This is a genomic window from Marvinbryantia formatexigens DSM 14469, from assembly GCF_025148285.1.
Lineage (GTDB): Bacteria > Bacillota > Clostridia > Lachnospirales > Lachnospiraceae > Marvinbryantia > Marvinbryantia formatexigens.
Map to the genome: position 1 here is coordinate 2,144,116 of NZ_CP102268.1, position 24,882 is coordinate 2,168,997.

The following is a 24,882-nucleotide window of genomic DNA, read 5'->3' on the forward strand; positions in this document are numbered from 1 at the left end:
AGAGCCAATATGTATACGGTGGAAGCATTTCTGGCGGCGGCAGATGCAGCGGGAAGGAGAAAATAATCATGCAGGTTAAAAATCCGATACTGAGAGGCTTTCATCCGGACCCTTCAATTATAAGGGCCGGGGTGGATTATTATATTGCCACCTCTACCTTTGAATGGTGGCCGGGGATACAGATCAACCATTCCAGGGATCTTGTCCACTGGGAAATCTGTACCTATGCGCTGCAGGACGCCGGGCAGGTAAATCTGCAGGGAATTGGACCGTCGCAGGGAATCTGGGCGCCCTGTCTTACGTATGATAAGGGCATTTTCTATCTGGCGTATACGGTGGTGAATTCTTTTTACTGCAATATGTATGATACGAGAAATTATCTGATTACGGCGGAGAATATCATGGGACCGTGGTCGGAGCCGGTGCCGCTGCACAATATGGGATTTGACCCTTCGCTGTTCCATGATACGGATGGAAAGAAATACATGGTCAGCATGGTGACGGACCACCGGGTTCCGAAAAAATATGCCGGGCGGATCGTCCTGCAGGAATACGACCCGGAAAGGAAAAAGCTAGTCGGGGAAATAAAGGAAATTTATGCGGCATCCGATATTTTTCTGGAAGGGCCGCACATTTTAAAACATGACGGCTGGTATTATCTGGTGGCGGCGGATACCGGAACCGGAGAGGGGCACGGGCAGAGCATTCTGCGCTCCCGAAGTATCTGGGGACCCTATGAGATGTATAAAAGCCCGAAGTGCGTCCGCACACGCGAGGGAGAGGCGTGGTCCATTATGACGACCAGGCACAGCCCGGAGTATCCGCTTCAGAAAGCGGGGCACGCGGATTTTGTGGAAACGCCGGACGGACAGTGGTATGCGGTTTATCTGTGCGGGCGTGCGCTGGAAAACAGAAATCCGGCGGATGCGAAAAAATTTCCCGGAGTGCGCAGATATCCGCTGGGACGGGAGACGGCGATCCAGAAGGTGTACTGGACGGAGGACGGCTGGCTGGAAATAGACAGCGAAAGCGTCCTGCCGGATTTGGTGACGGAGATAGCCGGAGCGGAAGCTGTCCGGACAATGCCGGAGTATGAGACGGCAGATATAGCGGAAAAAACGCCGGCTGAGGCAGCTGTGGAGGCAGCCCTGGAGCAGGAGACCGCGGACACGGCGGAAAACAAGCCGGTTGAGCAAGCTTTGGAGCCGGGAGCAGGGGATGAAGCAGAAGATGAACCGGTCAAGCCAGTCGCGGAGGCAGCCCCGGAGCCGGGAGCAGCGGAAATTTTCTGCGAGCGGGAGGATTTTGACGGCGCGGATATCAGCCCGGAATTTCAGTCTCTGCGCATTCCAATGACAGAGGAATATGTATCTCTGACGGCGCGTCCCGGCTGGCTGCGCATGTATGGTCGCGAGGGGCTGGCGTCGCTGTTCCGGCAGAGCCTGATTGCCAGACGGCGGACGGAATTTGTCTGCTCCTGCTCCTGCAAAGTGGAATTTGAGCCGCAGAATTTTAAACAGATGGCAGGCTTGATCTGCATGTACGATACGGAAAATTATATGTATCTGCACATCAGCAGGGATGAGGACTGCGGGAAATGCATCACGTTGCTGCGCGCAGAAAATAAAGTCTACACCTATCCGGTGGAACCGGTGCCGCTGCCGGAGGATGTGCCTGTTTTTTTGAAAGCGGAAATCCATTATGACAGGATTCAGTTTTATTATGCGGCAGGCACAGAGGATTATCAGAAAATCGGACCGGAGGACGACTGCAGCTACATGTCGGACGAGGCATGCAGACAGGGATGGTTTACCGGCAGTATGCTTGGGATCTGCTGCCAGGATCTGACGGGCGCCGGACAATATGCGGATTTTGATTTCTTTACATACAACACTGAGGAAGAAGAAAAAGTACGTCAGCCTCAAATATCTGCTGCGGCGGGGGAAGTGCTGTGAGCAGCAGCGGATTCTTAAAAAACTGGAGTTTAAACTAAAAAAATCCGGTTTTTCTGCACAAAAAAATTTGTTATATTGAAATCACAAAAACGGAGGGCCAACCGGAATCAGAAAAAAGCATAAAGGGAGGAAAATTTTATGAAGAAGAGATTAGCGATGCTTGGTGCGGCTGCGATGGCAGTATCCATGCTGGCAGGTATGAGCGTAAATGCAGAATCAGTTGTAACGGAGCCGACAGAGCTGACATTTATTTTTGCGGATGGCGACGAGGGCGCAAAGGCTTCCATGAACGAAATTGTAAACCGCTTTAACGAGGCATATCCGGATATTACCGTTACGATTGAGCCGGGCAACGGAGGCGCTTACAGCGAGTTTATCAAGACAAAGGACAGCGTCGGAGAGTTTCCGGACGTTATGGAGATGAGAGATACCGCGCTTTATGTGCGCGCCGGCAAGCTGGCGCCGCTGCCGGAGGATATTGTAAGCCTGTTTAAGACGACCACGGATTTTGACGGACAGGTGTACACGGTACCGCTTTCCGGAGAAAATACAAACGGTATTATCTACAACAAAAAATACTTTGACGAAAACGGTTTTACGGAACCGGCTACCTACGACGAATTTATCGCGCTCTGCGAGGCGATCAAGGAAAAAGGCGATATGGCGCCGCTGGTTGTGGGCGGACAGGACATCTGGCATATGGGCTTCCTGTTCCATAAGGTATATAATGACCAGGTACTCAGTCAGGACCCGGATTTCATCGAGCATTGCTATGAGGGTACAAAAGATTTCAGTGACCCGACCTTTAAGGCGGCGCTGGAGGAGCTTCAGACGATTATGAGCTATGCGCAGGATGGCTGGGTATCCACACCGGATGCGCAGATCACGACCTTCCTGGTAAATGACATGGCGGCGATGATGTACTCCGGAACCCATATGTTTTCTCAGATAGCATCGGCGGACCCGGATTTTGAAATCGGCTGGTTCGCAGTGCCGAGCCCGGACGGGAAGCTGCGCCTGGTTGGAGGCGGCGGAGCCAGCGGTCTGGCGATCTCCGCGGAAGCGGCGCAGGATGCGAACAAAAAAGCGGCGGCAGAGGAATTTATCAGATTTTTCTATCAGCCGGAAAACTATAAGGTATACTGCGAGACACTGAGTGCAATCCCGGCAACGGTGGAACAGCCGGAGATGAACGTAATGGATGTTTTCCAGGAAGTAATTGATGCGACAAACAGTGCGGATGATCTGGCGCCGATGTGGAACGGACGCGTGGGCAACAATGAGCTTCCGCCCGATTTCCGTAACTTCACCTACAAGACGGCGATCGAAGTGCTGCAGGGAACCAGAGACATTGACTCTGCATGTGAAGAGCTGAACAAAACCTGGCAGGTAAGTATGCAGAGCTTCAACCCGCTGACAGGCGAAGGGATTGAATAAAAATCAGAACGTAACTGTATATAAGCAACATAGATACTGCCCGGCATGAAGCTCATGACCGGGCAGTAATAAAAAAGGAAAGAAGATTATGAACACAAAGAAAAAGGGATTTGATAAGGTTGCGTTCATGTTTATCGCGCCGGCATTTATTTTCTTTACACTGTTTCTGATTGTTCCTACGATATCCAGTGTGTATTACAGTTTCACCTCGTGGGATGGAATCAGCCCCGATGTAAAATTTATCGGTCTTGCGAACTACAAAGAAATATTTACCAGCGCACGATTTGGAAACGCATTAAAAAATACGGTTATTTTAACAGTCTTTATCTCGTTGTTTGAAAACTTTTTTGCGCTGGTGCTGGCGCTGATGGTGGACCACATTCGCTGGGGAAAAAATTTCTTCCGGAGCGCGTTTTACATTCCGGTGCTGATCAGCGGCATTGTTTCCGGTTTTATCTGGAAGATCATGTACAATTATAATTTCGGAAGCATCAACTCCATTTTAAACAGTATCGGGCTGGGACAGTTCCGGCAGGACTGGCTGGGAAATACAAGTCTTACGCTGATTATGATTGGCGTGGTGCTCGTGTGGAAGGGCGCCGGATATTATATGATCATTTACCTGGCGTCGCTGCAGAGCGTTTCCACGGATCTGATCGAGGCGGCGCAGATAGACGGGGCGAGCGCATGGCAGCGCTTTAAATCCATCACAGTGCCGATGATTTCCGGCGCGTTTACGATTAACTTTACGTTATCGCTGATAAACGGACTGAAGGTATTTGACCAGATTAATGTCATGACGGACGGCGGTCCGGGCTTCACCTCGGAAACGCTGGTATATCTGCTGTATAAGGTCGGATTCAACGAAGGACGCCAGGGCTTCGGTACGGCGGTGGGTATCATGCTGCTGTTTATCATTATTATTTTAAATACGCTGCAGCAGAAATTTTTGAGAAGCAGGGAGGTGCAGATGTAATGGAACGTGGAAGAAAAAGAGTGAAACCTTCGGATATTGTACTTCTGATAGCGGCGGTAATTCTGGCGATCGTGTTTCTGTATCCGGTATTTTTTGCACTGATTTCCGCATTCAAGAGCAACGGCGATATTCTGAAGAATCCGTCCGCTTTGCCGACATCCTTCTACATACAGAACTTTAAGGATTTGTTTGCGCAGTCGGATTTTGCGACGGCAATTATACATTCCGTGGTTCTCACGGTGGTTTCGGAGATGCTGATCGTCTGCATCGTGCCGATGGCGGCATACGGAATTGAGCGCAGGAAAAGTAAAGTGACCGCTTTTTTGTATACGTATTTCCTGGCGGGAATGATGATTCCCTTCCATCTGTATATGTTCCCGCTGTTTAAGGAGCTGCGGATTTTTCATCTTTTCGGGAATATGGCGGGACCCGTTGTTGTGTATATTTCCGGGTCGATCGCGTTTGGATGTCTGCTGTACTGCAGCTTCTTAAAGGGGATCCCGCTGGAGATCGAGGAGGCGGCGATGATCGACGGCTGCACGCCGTTTCAGACCTTCTGGAAGGTGACGTTCCCACTGCTGGGTCCCTGCACCGGCTCAATGGTAATTTTAAACGGGCTGAACATCTGGAACGATTATCTGATGCCGTATCTGGTGCTGCCGAGCGGCAAGGCAAAGACCATCACGGTAGAAATCGCCGCCTTTGTAGGACAGTATACAGCCAGATGGGATATTGTATTTGCGGGCACGGTGATTTCGATTGTTCCGGCATTGTGTATTTTCTGTGCTTTCCAGAAATATTTTGTGAAAGGAATCACGGCGGGAGCGGCAAAAGGCTGAAAAAGGCAGACAGAGGGTTTGCTTTTGCAGATACAGACATGTTAAGATAGGTATAAGAAAAATGCGGAGGGCAGAAAAGTGAAGAAATGTATCCGTAAGCTCAGTCTGTATCATAAATTTGCAATTACAATTATTCTGGTAGGTCTGTTTCCGATGCTGATACTGGCGACGGTGATTCTGAACAGTATGATTTCTGATTACCGCCAGGCGCTGCAGGCACAGTACACGCAGGCGGCGGAGTATGTGGGCAATAGCCTGGAAGAGGTTCTGGACACTTATAATACGATATCGAAGATGCCGTACAATTACAACGCTTCCCAGGGCGAGTACGCCAGAAGGGATTATCTGACCTTCGATAATTTCCGGCAGATGTTGTACGGTGAAGGGTATGAACCGGAAACGATGGAGGAGAACCGGGCGTCGGAGATGCAGGAATTTCTGAAGTACCTGGACGGGGCAGATCAGTACATGCAGGGCGCTCATTTTATCGCGCCGGATTTAAACGGGCAGAAGCTGGCGTTTCACTACAGCCGCTACAGCACCTTTTTTAAAGATGAAGAATTATTTGAGGAGAAAATGGAATTTGGGAATCTGGACAGAGAGAGCCGCAATCTGATTCTGATTCCCACGCACCAGACGGGGTACTTCAGCGGTCTGAAAAATCCGGTGTTTACGATAGCGCGGAATTATTTTGATCTGCGCGGCGAGGTCGGCAATACACCCTACGTCGGGACACTGTTTCTTGACGTTGACATAAGAAGAATTTCGCGGATTTTTGCGAGTGTGAAATTCAGTGGAAACGAAGATTTTTATGTGCTGGATGAAAACCGGAACTGTCTGTACAGCAGCGACAGCGCCTGTATCGGGCAGAAGCTGGATATGGGTTTTGAAAATTCACAAAAACAGTTTGTGGTAAAATCCAGGGAGAATGAATACGGTCTGCAGGTAATCGCTGTGATGAATACTGCGGTTGCATTTTCCCAGATTTATAATGTACAGAAAATTATTTACCTGTTTCTGGGAGCGTCGGTTGCGGCGCTGCTGGCGGCATCGGTTTATTTCTCCGGGCGTCTGACGAAACCGATGCAGGCAATGATGCAGGAGATGGAAAAGATAGAAAAGGGAGATTTTAATATTCAGCTTCCGGTCAGTTCGGGAGACGAAATCGGTATTCTCTCGCAGCGCTTTAATCAGATGAGCGCCGCGCTGAAGAGGTACATCGACCAGGTGTATGTGGTGCAGATACGGCAGAAGGAGGCGGAGCTTACCGCGCTGAAATCACAGATTTATCCACATTTTCTGTACAATACGCTGGAGATTATCCGCATGACGGCGCTGGAGGAGGGAAATCAGAATGTGCCGGAAATGATTGAGGCGCTGGCAGAGCAGATTCATTATCTGATTGGACCGGTGAAGGATATGGTTCCGCTGGAGAAAGAGCTGGATATCGTGAAAAAGTATGTTTATCTTCTGAACTGCCGCATTACCGGAAAAATCCAGCTCCGGACGCAGGAGGACGGCCTGGACGGGGTGATGGTTCCCAGGCTGATTCTGCAGCCGATCGTGGAAAATGCCTATGTACACGGGATAAAGCCGCGCGGAAAGGGAAGCATCAGCGTGGAGGCGCATGCGGAGGACGGGAATCTTTGTATCAGCGTGATGGATACCGGCGTCGGAATGGATGAAAAAGCGCTTGAAAAGCTGCATCAGCTCTTAAAGAGCGAAGAGCCGGGCATCAAAGATGAATATAACTGGCAGAGCATCGGCTTAAAAAATGTGCATGACAGAATATGCCTGCTGTATGGAGAAAAATATGGCGTAACAGTCACAAGTACGGTGGGAATCGGGACGATGGTCCGTGTAATGATGCCGCTGATTTGCAGGGAGGATACGAAAAATGAGAATGATATTGGCGGATGATGAACCGATGATTATCCGGGGTATCCAGAAATTGCTGGATTTCGGGCAGCTTGGCATTGAGATTGTGGGAGAATACACAGACGGAAAGAGCGCAATGAAGGGCATCCTGGAACAGAAACCGGATCTGGCGCTTCTCGATATCTCCATGCCGGAGATGACCGGTGTGGAGATACTGAAAACCTGCCGTGATATGGGACTGGATACAAAGGTCATTTTTATCAGCGGCTTCCAGGAATTTGAATATGCGAGGGCGGCCGTGCAGTACGGAGCAGTGGAATATCTGCTGAAGCCGGTAATCCGGGAGGAGCTTCTGCGGGCGCTGGAAAAATGTATCCATACTGCGCGCGGACAGGAGGAAGCATATCTGCCGACGCAGCGCCGGAAAACGGAAACAGCCGCAAAGCCGGCGGAGGGCACGCCGGTTTATGTAAAAATATTCTGGCAGGGAGAGGAAAACGAGCAGACGCGGAGGCTGATAGAGTTTTCCCTTCAGAGCGCTCTGGGAGAGTATCTGTCGGAGCAGGGATTGGGGGAACTGGTTTATTTGAGAAAACAGGCGGTGCTGCGGCTGAATACGACGGACCGGGAGGAGTGCCGGAAGATTTTGAAAAATCTTGAAGCCCTGGCAATAGAGCGGTATCATCAGAGACTTGGCTTTGTGGCGGGAAATACGGAGAATGCGCAGGGGTATCTGTTTTTTGTGGAGCCGTCGGAGGATTCCATTTATTTTCTGCAGGAGGAGAGCGAGGAAGAATGGAAGCGGTTTATGCAGCTCCGCGAGCGTATGATTGATTCTGTGATTGCCCAGAACGAACCGATGCTGAAAAAACAATATGAGCAGTATACAGCGCTGCTGGCGCGGGTTGCCAGGGGAAAAAAGGAGGACGCCTATTTTTATCTCTGCACGCTGATTCGTATGCTGGAGGAGAAATTCCATAATCTGGGACTGCCCGGCAGAAATCCCGATATGCGGGGGCTGCTGGAAAAGGGCAGGGCGTGTGCAACTTATTGTGAAATGAAACAAGTTTATTATGAGATGGCGGCAGGGTATATCCATCAGCTTCAGAGCACGGTGGTCGGCGTGGAAAACCAGGATTTTCTGAAGGCGAAGGCTTATATTGAAAATCATTATGACGAGAACCTGACGCTGCAGGTGCTGGCGGATGTGGTACACATGAACCAGTATTATTTCAGCAGCTTTTTCAAGAAGAATGCCGGAGAAAATTTTAAGGAATATCTGAACCGGGTCCGCCTTCAGCACTCGATGGCGCTGCTTTTGAAAACGGATATGAAGGCATACGAAATTGCCGCGCGCGTGGGCTTTAAGGATGCAAGGAATTTTGCGGAAATTTTTCAGCGCTACTATCATGAAACGCCGAACGAATTCCGTAAAAGAAGACGGGATGCAGAGAAGTCATGAACGGCAAAGATTGAGGCTGCTGTAAACAGTAACATTAAACATGCGGCTGAAGGTGTATTTGACGGGCGACGCACAGGAGAACCGGGGCGTAAAGCGAAGGCGCAGCCGCGCGGGCATAAATGTCACATATAGAAAGGATGGAAATCTGGGATGGAAGAGAAAAAATGGGCCGGGGAGACGGCGGCGCGGATTGTGGAAAAAATGCGCTGGGTGAGCGAGAAAAATAAAGAAAAGATACCGTATACGACAGACGAAAACGGGGATTACGATGACCGTTCGGACAAAAGCAGAAGCTGGAATGCGGATGACGGGCTGAGCTGGTGGACAAACGGATTCTGGGGCGGCATGATGTGGCTGCTGTATCTGTATACAAAAGAGGAACGCTATGCAGAGATTGCGCGCGTTTCTGAGGATAAAATGACAGAGTGCTTTCAGACTTTTCTGGGATTGCACCATGATGTGGGCTTTATGTTTCAGCCGACGGCTGTCGCGGATTACCGGATTACCGGGCGCAGACAGGCAAAAACCACGGCGCTTCATGCCGCCGCGCTTCTGGCGGGAAGATTTAATCCGGCGGGGAATTATATCCGGGCATGGAACGACATTTCCGGCAGCACGGATGACACCAGAGGCTGGGCGATTATCGACTGTATGTTTAATATTTCCCTGCTTTACTGGGCGTCGGAGGAGACGAAGGACCCGCGTTTCCGCCACATTGCCATGCTGCACGCCGATACGGTGCGGAAGAATTTTGTGCGGGAGGACGGCTCCGTCTGCCATATTGTGGAGTTTGATCCGGAAACCGGAGAAAGGGTAAAGAGCTATGGCGGGCAGGGCTATGCGGAGGGCTCTGCGTGGACGAGAGGACAGGGCTGGGCGGTTTATGGTTTTATGATCAGCTACCGGCACACCGGAAAGAAGGAGTATCTGGAGATGGCAAAGAAGGTGGCGCAATACTGTATTGCGCACATTCCGGAGGATGGCATTATTCCTGTGGATTTCTGCCAGCCTGCAGAGCCGGCGTGGGAGGATTCCTGCGGCGCCTGCGTGATCGCGGGAGGACTTCTGTCTCTGGCGGAGCAGACAGAGGGCGAGGAAAAGCAGCGTTATCTGGAAAACGCCTGCAAAATCCTGAAGACAATCGCGGCAGCGCGCGCAGACTGGGGAACGGACTGCGACGCGATCGTGCAGAACTGTTCGGCTTCCTATCATGATAAAAAGCATCACGTTACCATGAACTACGCGGATTATTTCTTTATGGAAGCCGTGTTCCGGCTGGCGGGAATGGAATTTAAGATGTGGTGAAGCGGCTCTGTGCTCCCGCCCGCCCCTGCGCGGGCAGGGTGCGGATTCAGACCTGCTCACTCCTGCGTGGGCAGGGTGCGGACTCAGACCTGTTTATTCCTGCATGGGCAGGGTGCGGACTCAGACCTCCGGACCCTGACACCTTAAAATGTCGTTATAGAATTCATCCATTTCTTCACGGGACTGGAATACGGCAACATACATCTGGTTGCCCATCGCACCGGAGAGAACGTCGGGGATGCGCTCCATCATTTTGATATTTGCCCGGTATTTTTCGGCGATGTCAGCGTGACTGAGCGCAAAAGCCTTGCCGTCGCGTCTTCCGGCGAACGCGCAGTAGGAGGAGGTGCCGGCCGGCATGGTGGAGCGGTCGAAGGCAATCATGTCCGCCCAGATTTTGTATACGTCGGTGTTGTGGGCGAAATCAATCATATCCGGGGTGACGCCGCCGCTCGGACGCATGTTGACCTCCAGAGCCACCAGGTCGCCCTTTTTGCCAAGCCCTTCCTGGTCCTTCAGAAGGCGGAAAAATTCAAAATGAACAAAGCGGCTTTTTACGCCGAAGCTTTTTACCGTGGCGCGTCCGGCTTTGCGCGTATCGTCCGGAAGGTGCTTCAGAATGTAGAAGATGGAATTGTCATTTTTATTTACGATATCCATAATCGACATCGGCGTAATATTACCTGTCTCAAACATCGGCTGTCCCTTCGAATCAATGATTGCATCGTAGGAATTCACCTCGCCATCCACAAATTCTTCCATAATATAAGAGGTATCGGGCCACTTTAGGGAAAAGAACTGTCCCATCTGGTCGCTGTTTTCGATTTTAAAGGTGTGGGAAGCACCGACGCCGTTGTCCGGTTTTGCGACGACCGGATAATTCACCTGTGACGCAAATTCCAGGCAGTTTGCCAGCGTATCTACCATATGATAGCGCGCGGTGGGGATGCCGGCGGCGGCATAGAAAGCCTTCATCTGTGACTTATACTTTATGTGAGGGATATCGGATACCTGGAATCCGCTGGTGATGTTAAAGTCGGTGCGCAGCCGTGCGTCGCGCTCCAGCCAGTATTCGTTGTTGGATTCCAGCCAGTCGATGCGTCCGTGCTTGTAAATGAAAAATGCAACGGCACGGTATACCTCGTCATCATTTTCCAGATTGCTCACCTTGTAATATTCGTTGAGGCTGTTTTTCAAATCCGCTGTCAGCTCATCGTAGGGCTGGTCGCCGATGCCGAGTACATTCAGCCCGTTTTTCTTCAGCTCCCGGCAGAACATCCAGTAGTTTGCCGGAAAATTTGGTGAAATAAAGATAAAATTTTTCATAATGTGTATCCTTCCTCTTATTGTTTCCTGTGCGGCGCCGACCTGTTATCTGCTCATCCACCCGGCGCCGACCTGTCCGGCGCGGCTCTGCCCTGCGTCGGCTGTGCAGAAGATGCGGCTTTGGCTCTGTTCTGCAGTAGTTGCTTTTCGCTCCTTCCGTTTCGCGGATGTTACATATTACTTTCTGCGGCACCGGGGCGTCCCAGCAGATGCGGGACAAAATATTCTACCTGGCGGTACCACCAGTACCAGTCGTGCGAGCAGTCGAAGCCCCAGTAATCCACCCAGGCGTTTATGCCCTTGCTTTTCAGGATGCCGTCCAGCTCGCGGGTGGAATCCGGCAGCTCCCAGGGACCCTGCCCGGCGCAGATAATGGCTTTCTTTTTGTTGTATAAGTCAATATAAGGATGGTCCGCCGGCATATTCGCAAGATAGTGGACGGGCGAATTATTGTATACAAGCTCGTCCATATAGGAGCCGAAGCCGTATCCGGCAGTGTAGATGCCGCTTAATGCCAGCAGACCGTCAAACAGATCCGGGCGGCGGAAATAAAGATTTGCCGCATGGGCGGCGCCCAGACTGCAGCCAAAGACAATGACATCGGGATAACCGGTCCAGCCGTTGCGCTCGTTTACCATATTGCGCATGAAGGGAACCATTTCGTCGGTGATATACGCTATCCACTGTTCGTGGCGGCAGATGCGCCAGCGTGGGTCGCCCTGGCTGTTGGACCAGGTCTCGGTGTCGATGGTATCGATGGAAAAGACCATCACCTGTCCGGCGTCTATCCACGGCGCCCAGACATCGGTCATGTGAAAGTTTTCAAAATCGAAAAAGCGTCCGTCCTGGCATGGAATGAAAAGAACGGGACGTCCGCCGTGACCGTATACCTTCCATTCCATATCACGGTTTAATTTGTGACTGTACTGTCTGTAATACTGGATTTCCATTTATTCCTGTCCTTCCCTGCTGCTGTTTTCCGGTCTGCACCGGTAGTGCTTTCTGGCTGGTATCAGCCTGTTCCGGCCTATTCCTGCCCTTCCCTGCTGGTTTCGGGATATGTGATAGTGCTCATAAAGAATGGGATCTGTTTCTCCCAGCACGCCTCACAATGTGTACCGCCCGGAACGATACGGCTCACAAGCAGTATGGAACGTTCGAGCAGCCGCGCTACGATATTTTTAAAGTGACGGTCCATGCCGGGACGCATTTTCATTTCGTGCTCGCCGTAATCAATATAGACGATGGTATCCGGCAGAAGCTGCGCCTCGCGGATAAGCTTGTCAAGCTTTGCGGGAGCTACCCAGATCGATGGCGAAAGCGCGGCAGCGCGCGAAAAGGTCTGGTTGTATTCCAGAACAGCGTAAAGACTCATCAGACCGCCCATCGAGCTTCCTGCGATATAGGTGTGGTCGCGGTCCGCCAGCGTGCGGAACCGGCGGTCGATGTCCTGCTTGAAGGTATGTATCATCCATTCCATCGTCTGGTCGCCGTACCCGGTGATTTTTCCATATGCCGGGTCGGAGAAATTATAGGGGGAATATTCCTTCAGCCGTCCGTGGTCGGGGCTGTGATTGCATTCTACAGCGGCGATGATCATCTGGGTGCCGGTGGATTCCATGTATTCCTTCATGCCCCAGCTTTTTCCGTAGGTGGCGTCGGAATCAAAAAAGACGTTGTGTCCGTCGAACATATAAAGAACCGGATAGCGCGTGTCCTCATTGCCGTTGTAATAAGATTCCGGCAGGTAAATATAAGCGTTTCTCTCTTCATTTCCGGTAAGCACCGGAACAGTAACCTTCCATTTCTCTATCATAAGTCTGCCTCCATATAAAAGCTAAAAGTGTCTTTCAGCAACGGGTCTGCTGAACTCTTTGCTGGCGGGTTACAAAATGTTTCCTTACTATATGAATATAGCACAATCGCGGAAAAACCGCAACCGCTTCGGACGCCGCGCAGTGCGGCGCGAAGCGATTTTTAATGGATTTTTGCATGTAACAGGGCAGTTTGGCTGAACTGTTATGGTGCGGCAAAAATATTTTTTAATAATTACAAATTTCTTCTTGTAAAATGGGAGAAGATTTGTTATAATATGTGATGTAATTTTTGAAAATGCGAATCTGGGAGATAAATGATGAAAAAGGGAAAATTTTTCCTGCCGCTTTTTCTGTCTGTTCTGCTGATATGCGGGCTGGTTCCGCTGCAGAGTCTGGCGGAGGATACCGGGGAGGAATATGTGGACGATGCGTATTCGGAGGAGACAGAGCCGGAGACGGAGCATCTTGCGGCTTATTATGATGAAATCCAGTCAAATAATATCCCGAACTGGCCGCAGGGCGACCCCGTAAATGCAGAGACAGCCATACTGATGGATGCCGATACCGGAGCAATTCTTTATGCGAAGAGCATTGAGAAGCAGGAGTATCCGGCGAGCATCACAAAAATCATGACGACACTTATTGCATTAGAGAAGGGAAATTTAAGTGATGTTGTCACGTTTTCCGAGAATGCGGTTTACAGTATCGAGTATGGAAGCTCGCATCTTGGACTTACCGCAGGGGAGGAGCTGACGCTGGAGCAGTGCCTGTACGGAATCATGCTTGCCTCGGCAAATGAGATTTCCAATGCGGTGGCGGAGCATATCGGCGGCGATATCGAAACCTTTGTCGGGATGATGAATGAAAAGGCGCAGGAGCTGGGCTGCACGAATACACATTTTGTAAATGTGCACGGGCTTCATGATGAGAATCATTATGTGTGCGCAAAGGATATGGCGCTGATTATGCAGGCGGCGCTGAAAAACGAAAAATTCCGTGAAATTATCGGCACGGTGGAATATAATTTTCCGGAGACGAATCTGGTCGATGAGGTCCGGTATTTTATCAATCATCACAAAATGATTTCCGAAGAGGGAATGCTGTACGACGGCTGCATCGGCGGAAAAAACGGCTACACCGACGAGGCGTGGAATACGCTGGTTACAGCGGCGGAGCGCGACGGGATGACGATTATCAGCGTGGTGCTGCGCTGCCCCGGACAGTATGTCTCTTATGATGACACAAAGGTGCTGCTCGATTACGGCTTTGCCAATTTCCACGACGCGCAGATTGCCAATACGAACAGCGCGGATATCGAGATTACCGGCATAGAGGATGCCGCCGAGCTGGAGAAAATAAAGCAGGCGGATTTTTCGGCAGCGCCGTTTGAAATGGCGGCGGAGACGAAGGTGACGCTTCCGGCGGGCGTGGAGGCATCCGCGTTGAAGAAGACGATGGATTTTGGCATCCGCACCTTATCCTACTCCTATGAGGGACAGATTCTGGGAAGCGTGCCGTTTACGTATACCGGAGAATGGGAGACAGAGGCTCCCACGGAGGTTCAGACGGAGGCAGTTACCGAGACAGAAGCTGCAGAGAGTTCCGGCGGAGTGGGCGGCGCAGTCAGCGGCATTCTGGGAACGATTGCAGGCGGCGCGCTGATGCTCTACAGCGGGATGGATACCTTTATCGAGGAAAATACGGTGATTGCCTGCATTATCGGGGCGGTTCTTCTGCTGATTTTTGTTCCGCTGCTGCTGGTTTCCATAAACCGCAAGCGGAAATATATGAAAATGATGGAGCTGCGCGAGGAAGAGCTGAAGCTCAGACGGCAGCTTGAGGAGGAAATCGAGCGGAAATCTGCAGCCCAGGTGGAGGCGGAGCTCAGGGAAGCGCAGCTTCGGCAGGAGCTGGAGGAAGAAAAGGAAAAGCGCCGCCGCCAGGAGAAGGAACTGGAGGAGCTGGAAAGTATCTCTGATTTTTATCTGGACGAAGAAAGCGACGAAGAAATGTCACAAAAAACTTCCGACGACGAAGAACAGGAGACGCGGCAGAAAGCTTCCAGCGGAAAAGACCGGTCGATGCGGCAGAATGGCACAGGTCAGGTGCCGCCGGAGACAGCCGGAGAGCAGGAGCCGGAGGATGAATATATTGAGGTTCCGGTTGAGGAGGATGAAAATCCTCTGGATTAGTTAAACAAAGCATAAATGCTTTTATAAATAAATAATTTTAATAAGGGAGGAAAAAATATGAATTGGGTATCACCGATCAAAGATGAGGAGACACTGAAGAAATTTAAAGAAGCATTGCGTGAGGTGGATGATAAATATTACATTTTATTTGAAATCGGCGTAGGAACAGGTATGCAGCTTCAGGAGATTCTGAAGTTTAAAAATAAGGATATCCGCGGGAAGGATAAAATTGAGGCTTCTATCGGTACAAAGAATATTAAACGTACCTTTACGATTCCGAAGGACCTCAAGGAGATTATCACAAATTATACGGAAGGGAAAGACCCGGATGCATATCTGATACAGGGTCATGCAAGCTCTTCGGCGCCGCTTTCCAGAGAGCAGGCGTACCGTGTGTTCAAGAGCGTCGGAAAAGAGATGGGACTGAATTCCATTGGCGCGCAGACCATGCGCAAGACCTTTGCGTGGAGATATTATAAGAGCACAAACGATATTTATTATCTGCAGAACCTGCTCAATCATGCGTCGCCGTCCATCACATACCGCTATATCGGCGAGAAACCGAATGTAGAGGTTGTTCTGAAAAAGATGACGCCGGAGGAGAACGAGAGAAGCCGTTATATGCTTTATAAAGACGGAAACGGAAAGAAGCGTATGAAGGCTATCGTGGATTTGTTTGAAAAGCTGGAAGCGGAGCTGGATAATCCGACGAACAACGACGCTTTCTACGGAAAGCTGGACTGCCTGCTTACCGAGGTAGAGCAGCTTGTGGAGAATTTTAAGAGCACAAAATAAAGAAACAGTCATGCAGCCTCAGGGCTTGCGGCGGTCTGGGAGGCTGCCGCAAAAGCACGGGGCTGTATGTTTTATGAGTACAAAAGCAGCGGGCGTGCCGGATGGAACGGAAACAGCGGAATAGCCTGCGCAGGCTATGGTGAGGAGGAAGAAAATGAAACAGTGTATGGACACGGATAATCTGCACCGTCGTCTCAGAAAAATTATCGGGCAGGTGCAGGCAATCGACAGAATGGTGGATGAGGACGTGCCCTGCGAAGACATCCTGTCCCAGATTAATGCGGCAAAATCAGCGCTTCACAAGGCGGGACAGGTAGTTCTGGAGGGACACATAAAGCATTGCGTGCGCGATGGGATAGAGCACGGGGATGCCGACAAAACCATTGAAAGCTTTACGAAAGCAGTGGAGCGGTTCGCCAATATGGGCTGAGCCGGGGATGAAGGAATATAAAAACATTTGCCGGAAAGCGCATGGGATGGTGCCGGTATTTCTTTATGGAACAATATTTTTTTCCGCGTGTTCTTCGTAGCGGGCGATGATTTCCCGCGCGCGTTCTTCGCTGACAAGCTTTAAGGTCTTTACGCAGAAGCAGCCTTTGCCGTCTTCTGCTTTTTTTATGCGGATTTTGCCCTTCAGCCAGCCGTGCTCCTCGCAGTAGGAGAGGCAGCGGTAATTTTTGCTTCCGCCGGTAAACCAGGGAATCTTTTTGACTGCTTTTTTTCCGCAGAGATAGCAGGTGGTGGAGCGGACGACCCGGTCCTTCATGGCGGCTGTCCGGGAAGGAAATTTTTTTGAGACATATTTGGAGTAATTCTGGAATGTCTCATAAATTTCCTCGCTCCTGCGCTGCGGAATCCGGAAATAATCGATGGAATAATAGGAATGCAGCGTATCGTCCGGCAAAAAGCGCATCACGGCAGCCGTATACCAGGCGTCGGAAAGCGCTTCATGAAACGGGACGTTTTTTTCAATATTGAGCATATCCACGGCGTGCTCCAGTGTGCGCCGGCTTTTTCCATCCTCAAAGGCGAGGCTGAAAATCTTCTGGATGTCATAGAACTTCAGCGGAAACGGAAAGAAACCGGTCAGCTTATGATAGCGGATATTCCGCTGCAGCTCCAGGAGGTCCAGCGAGCCCCAGGTGCAGTAATGCGCATCCGGACCGCACCACTCGCGGAATCTTTCAAGCACCGCCGGGAAGAAATCGGCATTTTCCAGAACCTCCTGCCGGATGTGCACAATTTCCTGCGTTTTATTGTGCATACGCGTATAGACCGTTGGTCTGATATACTCATGAAAACGGTCTGTCTCGATTTTTTCACTATTCAGTTTTATGGCGCCGATTTCCAGTATTTCAAATGGAAGCTCGCGCATCTCGTGTTCCTTGCCGTCCGGGCACTGGTTCCATTCCAAATCAAATACAATGTAATTCATGAGCTTATTATACATACGTCGCGAAGGGATGTCAAATGGGTATCTTTTGACAATATTATATCCCACACATGATAGCAACTTATTGCATATAAAAACAATAAAAATGATTTTACAAAACATATATTGACATTTTAATTTGCATATGATAATCTGTTTATAGAGACAGGTTTTGAAATTAAAGAAGAGAAAGGGCAGGGGTAAGATACGGGATAATCAAAGCAATGAAACAAAAAACGGACCGGTACATAATCTGGGTTTTCTTGACAGGTCTGTTTATAAAGTATTCGGCGAGGATTGTGTGTGCGATGAAGTTGTTATTACGGACAGGCAGATAGAGCATATACGGGAAAGACATCCAGAGATATATGATGATTCCTTGTGCTATATAAAGAAAATTTTAGAGCAGCCGGATTATATTATCAGAGACAAAAGACCGGATACCGGGCTGATAATTAAAAAGATTACATATAAGGAAAGCTATATATTACTTGTATTAAAAATGCGTACGGGAAAAGAAAAGAGGGAATATAAGAATTCTATCATAACAGGCTGGAAGATAAGCGAAGCCAGACTGAAAAATTATCTGAGAAATAAAGAAGTAATTTACAAAAGGGAGCATTCGGGATAAGATAATATTATCAAGAGGTTATCTGAGGTGGTAAATTTCGTTGCAACCACGCGCCCACTGGGCTAAAAGAGATGCAGGAGCGGCGACGCCTGCCGGATAGCCTCCTGATGATTGCTGCAATGATGGATAATGAGGGAATACATACCCTGCAAAAAGGGGTTTTCGTGCATTGTGTATAAAATTTAAAAATACTTTCGTCAAACTGCCTGTTGTCAAAAACCGGTCTGTCGCACATGGGCAGATGTGACAAGCCAATTAAAAAAAATTTGTTTATTAGTGGTATAGCACATTTCGGGAAAATAAGTTATACTCTTTGCATAGGCAAACAAGGGGTTTGCGTGACAACTTGATAAAAATTCTAGGAGGAAAGTAAAAAATGGCAAGTTTATCTTTGGAGCACATTTACAAAAGATACCCGAACGGATTTGAAGCGGTTAAAGATTTCAACCTGGAGATTGAAGATAAAGAATTCATCATCTTTGTAGGTCCGTCCGGATGTGGTAAGTCCACAACTCTTCGTATGATCGCTGGTCTGGAAGAGATTTCAGAGGGTACTCTGAAAATCGGTGACAGAGTTGTAAACGATGTGGAGCCGAAGGACAGAGATATCGCAATGGTATTCCAGAACTACGCTCTGTATCCGCATATGACTGTTTATGATAACATGGCATTTGGTCTGAAACTGAGAAAGGTTCCGAAGGACCAGATCGACAAGATGGTTAGAGAAGCAGCAAAGATTCTTGACCTGGACAAACTGTTAGACCGTAAGCCGAAGGCTCTTTCCGGTGGTCAGAGACAGCGTGTTGCTATGGGACGTGCTATCGTTCGTGACCCGAAGGTATTCCTTATGGACGAGCCGCTGTCAAACCTGGATGCAAAGCTTCGTGTTCAGATGCGTATTGAGATTTCCAAGCTGCATCAGAGACTGGGCGCTACTATCATCTACGTAACACATGACCAGACCGAGGCTATGACACTTGGTACCAGAATCGTTGTTATGAAAGACGGTATCGTTCAGCAGGTAGATTCTCCGCAGAACCTTTACAACAATCCGGGCAACCTGTTCGTAGCCGGATTCATCGGTTCTCCGCAGATGAACTTCATGGATGCAGTTGTTAATGTAAAGGGCAAAGATGTAGATCTGAAGGTTGGCAGCTTCGATATCAAGCTTCCGCCGGAAAAGGCAAAAGCTCTTATCGATGGCGGTTATGCAGGAAAGACTGTTGTTATGGGTATCCGTCCGGAGGATGTACATGATGACCCGGCGTTCCTGGCACAGTCACCGGACACCACTGTAGAAGCTACCATCAGAGTATACGAGCTGCTCGGTGCAGAAGTATTCCTGTATTTCGATCTGGAGAACTTCCCGATGACAGCACGTGTAAGCCCGACAACTACCGCAAGAACAGGCGACACTGTAAAATTTGCGTTGGATGCAAGCAAGATTCACGTATTCGACAAAGAAACAGAACTTACCATTACAAACTAGTACATCACATATTCCGGGAGATGCCAGCGCGGCATCTCCCATTTTTAGTTGTTATGCATACATACAGACAAGTGAAAGAGAAAAAACATGAAAAAAACATTTTTTCCGGTTACGGCAGGAATTTTACTATGTATCATACTGACAGCGGGCATGTGGATTTATTTCCAGAGCAGTACGCGCAGCATCGACCTGCAGGAAACGGGAACGCAGGAACGGTACGACCGGCATTATGTGCTGCTGGCGGACGACGTGCGCTCCGGTCTGTGGAAAGAGGTATATGAAAGTGCCAGGGAGGAAGCGCTGAAAAACGGAGCGTATCTGGAGCTGGTGGGTTCGGATACCATGACAGACTACACGCTGGAGGATTATCTGAGAATCAGTATTGCATCGCAGGTGGACGGCATTATCATGCAGCCGACCGGGGAGCAGAAGATACGCGACCTCATACAGGAAGCGACGGAAAATAACATACCGGTGGTGACGGCGCTGGAGGACGACTCGGAAAGCGAGCGTATCAGCTTCGTGGGAATCAACAGCTATCAGATGGGGACTGCGTACGGGGAAGAAATTTTAAAGCTCCTGAAAAAAGAACATACCAGCGTGCTTATTCTGGTAAATTCGCATACGCGGGACACCGGCACCAATCTGGTGCTCTCGCAGATTTCCAACGTGGTAAAGGAAGGCGCCGGCGAAGGGCGCACGGTGGATATTTCCTCGTATGACATCGACATCCTGGGAAATTTTGATTCGGAGGAAGCCATCCGCGAAATCTTTGTAAACCAGGGGAAGATACCCGATATTCTGGTCTGCCTGGACGAGGTAATTACGGAATGCGCCTGCCAGGCGGTGGTGGATTACAACCAGGTGGAAAATGTGGATGTCATCGGATATTTCACTTCAGACGTTATTCTAAACGCGATAGAGAAGGGGACGATCACGGCAACGGTTTCCTTCAGCACGGAGGAAATCGGGCGCTACAGTGTGAACGCCCTTGAGGAATATCACACACTGGGTCATGTGAGCAACTACTTTAACGTCGGGCTGAATATCATAAACAGCCGGAATATCCGGAGATTTTCTGCCGGGGATAGCGGACAGGGGGAGTGATATGTGGAAAAATCTGAAGAGGACAATCTGGAAGGACAAATCCATCCAGACCAAGATTATCTGGACACAGGTTCTCATGATGGTCTGCATTTTGCTGATGAACCTGTTTATCTACCAGCAGATTAACCGGACGGTGCAGCGCATCGACGCCGTTTTTTCCAGTAATGTGACGGTGAATGAGCTGTCGGAGACGCTGGAGCAGATTCAGGATAATGTATATGAATATCTGAACACCAAAAGCTCCGCCGCGCTGGAGGATTATTACCGCTATGAGCAGGAATACCGGACGATGATTGAGCGGCTGAACAGCCAGAACATGGACAGCGAAGTGAAAATGCTGGAGAAAAATATCCGCAATATGTCGGAGACCTACCTTACCTGCACCAACGATACGGTTCAGGCGAAGCGCGGGCGCAACGTGGAGAAATATAAGTCGCTCTATGAGGAGGAAACACAGCTTTACGAGTACATTAATTCTTATATGTACAAGCTGAACAACCTGCGTTTTCACCTTAATTCCGCCAATTATCAGGTCCTTCTGCGGGTGATGAGCGTCCTGGAAATCATGAGTATTCTTATGATTGGCGTGGTCGGCGCAATCTGCATGTTTATGGCGGTGGTTCTCATACGGAGCATGATTGAGCCGCTGACAGGACTTTCTGTGGCGGCAAACCAGGTGGCGAAGGGAAATTTTGAAGTGGAATTTCCGGCGGTCGTCGCCAATGATGAGGTGGGCATTGTGACAAATGCGTTCCATCAGATGGTGGACAGCATTAAGGAGTATATTGAAAAGCAGCGCGTCAGCATGGAAAACGAGGCGATGATGAAGGAGCGCGAGCTCTCTATGGAGGCGCATTTGAAGGACGCGCAGCTAAAATTTCTGCAGGCGCAGATTAATCCGCATTTTCTGTTTAACTGCCTAAACGCCGGGGCGCAGCTTGCGGCAATGGAGGACGCCGAGCGCACAGCCGTTTTCGTATCAAAAATGGCGGACCTCTTCCGCTATAATGTGAGAAAAATGGGGGAGGACGCTAATCTCTATGAGGAAATCGAGGCGGTGGATAACTATATTTACATATTGAATGTGCGCTATGCGGGGGATTTGTGCTATAAAAAAGAAATTGACGGGGATGTGGAAAACATCCGCGTGCCGAGTATGCTTCTGCAGCCGATCGTGGAAAATGCCGTGCAGCACGGCGTCCGCGACCGCATGGAAAATGCCGGAATCTGGCTGCGGGTCGCCCGCGAGAGGGGACAGCTGCGCGTGACGGTGCGGGATAACGGCTCCGGAATGACAGAGGCGCAGATACAGGCGGTGCTTTCCGGAAACATACGGCAGGAACGCAGGGAAGGCGATTCCACCGGAATCGGTCTGGATAATGTGATGAACCGCCTGAAGCTTTATTATAAACGGGAGAATCTTTTTGACATTTACAGTGAGGGACTGGGAAAGGGAACGGAAGTGACGATTTTGCTTCCGCTGGAAACAAAGGCAGGAGGAACGGATGTATCGGATTTTAATAGCTGATGATGAGGGAATTATGCTGGAATCTCTGAAAAATATTATTTCCAGAAATTTTGGCGGACAGTGTGAGGTAGTGACGGCGAAATCGGGGCGGATCGTTATTGAACAGGCGGAAATCTGTCATCCGGACATTGTGTTTATGGACATCCAGATGCCGGGTATCAACGGTATCCAGGCAATCCGGGAGATAAGGAAATTTAACACGTCGGCATTATTTTATGTGATTTCTGCATACGATAAATTTGACTATGCGAAGGAAGCGCTCAATCTGGGCGTGGAAAAATATCTGACGAAGCCCATCACAAAGAGCACGGTTATTTCCGTGGTGGAAGAGGCGATGAAAAAGGTGGATCAAAACCGCAAGGTGCGCAGCGACCAGCTTCAGATACAGGAGAAGCTGGAAATCATCGTTCCGGTGGTGGAGAGCAGCTTTGTGAATAATGTGATGTTTCAGAACGACGCCAGCGATATGGAGTATTACAGACTGCTTCTGGATATCCGGGAAGAGTATGGCTACGTGATGCTTATCCAGTTTGGCGAATCGGTGGAGAACGGCAGGCTTATCAGCCCGGTCGGTATGAATGTCCGGGCGCAGGAATTTTATCCGGAGCTTTGCGCAATTATTAAGTCCTATTTTCATTGTGTGACAGGACCGGTGATGTCAAACCGGGTGGTTGCCGCGGTGCCGCACGACGGAGACGAGATTTCCTATGATGAGCGCATACGCATCATCGAAACGGCGCGCGAGATGGCGAACCGTCTGGAGGAGCGTCTGAATGCAAAATTCCGCGTGGGAATCGGTAAAATCCGCAGAATAGAGGAGCTGAGCGGCTCCTACCAGGAGGCGGTGCGCGCGCTCAGCGACCAGATCAGCCGCGTGGTCCATGCGGAGGATCTGCGCCTGGAGGGCACCTATGAGGAATCCTTTCCGGTGGATACGGAAAACAAGCTTTTCCGGATGCTGCTGAAGGGGGATCTGAACGCGATGGTGTCGGCGGCAAACCAGTTTTTTGACTGGATGGTGAAATGTTACCCGGAGGACAAAAACAATATCCGGCTGAAGGTGCTGGAATTTGTCACATGGGGCGAGCGTGAGGCGTTTCATGTGGGCGCGGTAAATTATGGCTTTAATTCCCGCCGGGGGTATCTGGATACGGTGATGGCGCTGGAGGATTATGAGGATATCCGAACCTGGTTTCTGGAAAAAATGATGCAGACATGCTGCAGCATCCGCGACAAAAACGAGGACCGCTCGGAATCGCTGGTGGAGAAGGCGCGCAGCTACATGCAGGAGAATTACAGCCGGGAAATTTCGCTGGACGACGTGTCGAAAGAGGTGAATGTCAGTCCGTATTATTTCAGCAAGATATTTAAGGAAGAATCCGGAGAAAACTTTACGGAGTATCTGACGAATATCCGCATCGGTAAGGCGAAGGAGCTGCTGGAAAATCCGGAGCTTTCCATTAAAGAAATCGGTGTGATGAGCGGCTACACGGACCCGAATTATTTCAGCAGAATCTTTAAGAAGCACACCGGGATAACGCCGAGGGAGTACAGAGAGAGGTATTACGGATGAAAAAAGGAAAACAGATACGGGCAGGAATGCTTTTTGCGGCGCTGACGCTTCTGCTGGCGGGCTGCAGCTACAGCGGGCAGGAGAAGGAGAAGCAGGTGGAGCAGGACATCCCGCTGCAGATCGGACTGAGCTTTGATTCTTTTGTGATTGAGCGCTGGACGCGCGACCGCGATATGTTTGTGTCCACGGCGCAGAGCCTGGGCGCGCAGGTAAATGTGCAGGTGGCAAACGGCGATGTGCAGGAGCAGGTTTCCCAGATTGAGTATTTTATTAAAAAGAAGATGGATGTCATTGTGGTCATCGCAATCGACGGAGATGCCCTGACGGACGTGATGAAAAAGGCGCAGGAGGAAGGCATAAAGATTATCAGCTACGACCGCCTGATAGACAATGCCAATACGGATTTGTATATTTCCTTTGATAATGAGATGGTGGGAACGCTGATGGGCGAGGAGCTGGCAGAGAGATGTCCGGAGGGCGGAAATATTTTTACCATTAACGGCTCTCCGACGGATAATAATGTAAAGGATGTCGTGAAAGGCTTTACGGAAGCGATTGACGGGACGGGTCTGCAGATTGTGTACACAAATTATTGTGATAACTGGCTGGCGGAGCTTGCCTATGATATGGTAAACGAGGGGCTTGAGCAGACGGATGATATTGTGGGCGTAATGTGCGGAAACGACGACCTTGCCAGCCAGGCGATCCGCGCGCTTGCGGAAAACCGGCTCGCCGGAAAGGTGGTAGTGGTGGCGCAGGATGCGGAGCTTTCCGCCTGCCAGCGAATCGTGGAAGGCACCCAGACCATGACGGTATATAAGCCGGTGGAGGAGCTGGCAAAGAAGGCGGCGGAATTTGCGGTGAAAATCGGACGGGACGAGGACATCACAAAAGAAACGGATGGAAGGACCGCCTTTGACGGAACCTACGATGTGCCGTGCTATTATATTGAGCCAAAGGCTGTCACCGCGGAAAACATGGACGAGAGCATCATAGAGGACGGTTTCCACCGGGCGGAGGATGTGTACCTGAATATTCACTAGCATGGCAGGGCGCTGGATGTCCGGTGGACATCCGTTCAGCGCGGACCGGAGCGAAGCGGAGATGTGGGAGTGCTAAGTACGTAGCAAAACAGAAAAT

General features: G+C 50.0%; 20 protein-coding genes. 16 read left to right on the forward strand and 4 right to left on the reverse strand.

Going from position 1 to position 24,882, the window contains the following annotated elements:
- Positions 1-68: 68 nt before the first annotated feature.
- The 7 genes from NQ534_RS10245 to NQ534_RS10275 all read left to right on the forward strand — a co-directional run bounded on the left by NQ534_RS10245 (position 69) and on the right by NQ534_RS10275 (position 9,852).
- On the forward strand, positions 69-1,955 hold the full coding sequence (locus tag NQ534_RS10245) for a glycoside hydrolase family 43 protein (protein ID WP_242655423.1): 1,887 nt from the start codon (positions 69-71) through the stop codon (positions 1,953-1,955).
- Between the two features lie 138 nt (positions 1,956-2,093).
- Entirely contained in the window at positions 2,094-3,392 is a 1,299-nt protein-coding gene (locus NQ534_RS10250) for an ABC transporter substrate-binding protein (protein WP_006864323.1), read from the forward strand.
- 88 nt (positions 3,393-3,480) lie between these two features.
- Complete coding sequence (locus NQ534_RS10255; RefSeq protein ID WP_006864322.1) at positions 3,481-4,368, forward strand: carbohydrate ABC transporter permease; 888 nt, start codon at positions 3,481-3,483, stop codon at positions 4,366-4,368.
- Complete coding sequence (locus tag NQ534_RS10260) at positions 4,368-5,207, forward strand: carbohydrate ABC transporter permease (protein WP_006864321.1); 840 nt, start codon at positions 4,368-4,370, stop codon at positions 5,205-5,207. The genes NQ534_RS10255 and NQ534_RS10260 overlap by 1 nt, the downstream gene beginning before the upstream one ends.
- 78 nt (positions 5,208-5,285) lie before the next feature.
- Complete coding sequence (locus NQ534_RS10265; RefSeq protein WP_006864320.1) at positions 5,286-7,127, forward strand: cache domain-containing sensor histidine kinase; 1,842 nt, start codon at positions 5,286-5,288, stop codon at positions 7,125-7,127.
- Positions 7,105-8,547 carry a response regulator gene (locus tag NQ534_RS10270; protein ID WP_040785340.1) on the forward strand — a complete coding sequence of 481 codons (1,443 nt, stop codon included), beginning with the start codon at positions 7,105-7,107 and terminating at the stop codon, positions 8,545-8,547. Before NQ534_RS10265 ends, NQ534_RS10270 begins: the two co-directional genes overlap by 23 nt.
- Positions 8,548-8,697: 150 nt before the next feature.
- Positions 8,698-9,852, forward strand: a complete 1,155-nt coding sequence (locus tag NQ534_RS10275; RefSeq protein ID WP_006864317.1) for a glycoside hydrolase family 88 protein — start codon at positions 8,698-8,700, stop codon at positions 9,850-9,852.
- Positions 9,853-9,972: 120 nt separating this feature from the next.
- On the opposite strand, the gene NQ534_RS10280 is transcribed toward NQ534_RS10275, so the two are convergent.
- The 3 genes from NQ534_RS10280 to NQ534_RS10290 all read right to left on the reverse strand — a co-directional run bounded on the left by NQ534_RS10280 (position 9,973) and on the right by NQ534_RS10290 (position 12,994).
- Positions 9,973-11,178, reverse strand: a complete 1,206-nt coding sequence (locus NQ534_RS10280) for an ATP-grasp domain-containing protein (RefSeq protein ID WP_006864316.1) — start codon at positions 11,176-11,178, stop codon at positions 9,973-9,975.
- Between the two features lie 170 nt (positions 11,179-11,348).
- Complete coding sequence (locus tag NQ534_RS10285) at positions 11,349-12,128, reverse strand: esterase family protein (RefSeq protein ID WP_006864315.1); 780 nt, start codon at positions 12,126-12,128, stop codon at positions 11,349-11,351.
- A gap of 77 nt (positions 12,129-12,205) precedes the next feature.
- The gene (locus tag NQ534_RS10290; protein WP_006864314.1) at positions 12,206-12,994 is read right to left on the reverse strand and encodes an alpha/beta hydrolase; all 789 of its coding nucleotides are present in this window, start codon (positions 12,992-12,994) and stop codon (positions 12,206-12,208) included.
- 315 nt (positions 12,995-13,309) lie between these two features.
- On the opposite strand from NQ534_RS10290, the gene NQ534_RS10295 reads away from it, so the two are divergent.
- The 3 genes from NQ534_RS10295 (at position 13,310) to NQ534_RS10305 (ending at position 16,412) form a co-directional block, all read left to right on the forward strand.
- Positions 13,310-15,187, forward strand: a complete 1,878-nt coding sequence (locus tag NQ534_RS10295; RefSeq protein WP_006864312.1) for a D-alanyl-D-alanine carboxypeptidase family protein — start codon at positions 13,310-13,312, stop codon at positions 15,185-15,187.
- A 57-nt stretch (positions 15,188-15,244) separates the two neighbouring features.
- Positions 15,245-15,982: a tyrosine-type recombinase/integrase gene (locus NQ534_RS10300; protein WP_006864311.1), complete on the forward strand. Its 738-nt coding sequence runs from the start codon at positions 15,245-15,247 to the stop codon at positions 15,980-15,982.
- Positions 15,983-16,136: 154 nt separating this feature from the next.
- Positions 16,137-16,412 carry a metal-sensing transcriptional repressor gene (locus NQ534_RS10305; protein ID WP_040785338.1) on the forward strand — a complete coding sequence of 92 codons (276 nt, stop codon included), beginning with the start codon at positions 16,137-16,139 and terminating at the stop codon, positions 16,410-16,412.
- Between the two features lie 63 nt (positions 16,413-16,475).
- On the opposite strand, the gene NQ534_RS10310 is transcribed toward NQ534_RS10305, so the two are convergent.
- The gene (locus NQ534_RS10310; RefSeq protein WP_040785351.1) at positions 16,476-17,417 is read right to left on the reverse strand and encodes a 3'-5' exonuclease; all 942 of its coding nucleotides are present in this window, start codon (positions 17,415-17,417) and stop codon (positions 16,476-16,478) included.
- 169 nt (positions 17,418-17,586) lie between these two features.
- Here NQ534_RS10310 and NQ534_RS10315 point away from each other — a divergent pair, with 169 nt between their 5' ends.
- The 6 genes from NQ534_RS10315 to NQ534_RS10340 all read left to right on the forward strand — a co-directional run bounded on the left by NQ534_RS10315 (position 17,587) and on the right by NQ534_RS10340 (position 24,785).
- The gene (locus NQ534_RS10315) at positions 17,587-18,045 is read left to right on the forward strand and encodes a PBECR3 domain-containing polyvalent protein (protein ID WP_006864308.1); all 459 of its coding nucleotides are present in this window, start codon (positions 17,587-17,589) and stop codon (positions 18,043-18,045) included.
- 376 nt (positions 18,046-18,421) lie between these two features.
- On the forward strand, positions 18,422-19,534 hold the full coding sequence (locus NQ534_RS10320) for an ABC transporter ATP-binding protein (protein ID WP_006864307.1): 1,113 nt from the start codon (positions 18,422-18,424) through the stop codon (positions 19,532-19,534).
- 87 nt (positions 19,535-19,621) lie between these two features.
- The gene (locus tag NQ534_RS10325) at positions 19,622-20,641 is read left to right on the forward strand and encodes a sugar ABC transporter substrate-binding protein (protein WP_006864306.1); all 1,020 of its coding nucleotides are present in this window, start codon (positions 19,622-19,624) and stop codon (positions 20,639-20,641) included.
- Between the two features lies 1 nt (position 20,642).
- Positions 20,643-22,169, forward strand: coding sequence for a sensor histidine kinase (locus NQ534_RS10330; RefSeq protein ID WP_006864305.1), 1,527 nt, complete (start codon positions 20,643-20,645; stop codon positions 22,167-22,169).
- The gene (locus NQ534_RS10335; RefSeq protein ID WP_006864304.1) at positions 22,147-23,742 is read left to right on the forward strand and encodes a helix-turn-helix domain-containing protein; all 1,596 of its coding nucleotides are present in this window, start codon (positions 22,147-22,149) and stop codon (positions 23,740-23,742) included. The genes NQ534_RS10330 and NQ534_RS10335 overlap by 23 nt, the downstream gene beginning before the upstream one ends.
- Positions 23,739-24,785: a substrate-binding domain-containing protein gene (locus tag NQ534_RS10340; protein WP_006864303.1), complete on the forward strand. Its 1,047-nt coding sequence runs from the start codon at positions 23,739-23,741 to the stop codon at positions 24,783-24,785. Before NQ534_RS10335 ends, NQ534_RS10340 begins: the two co-directional genes overlap by 4 nt.
- The last annotated feature ends 97 nt before the right edge of the window (positions 24,786-24,882 follow it).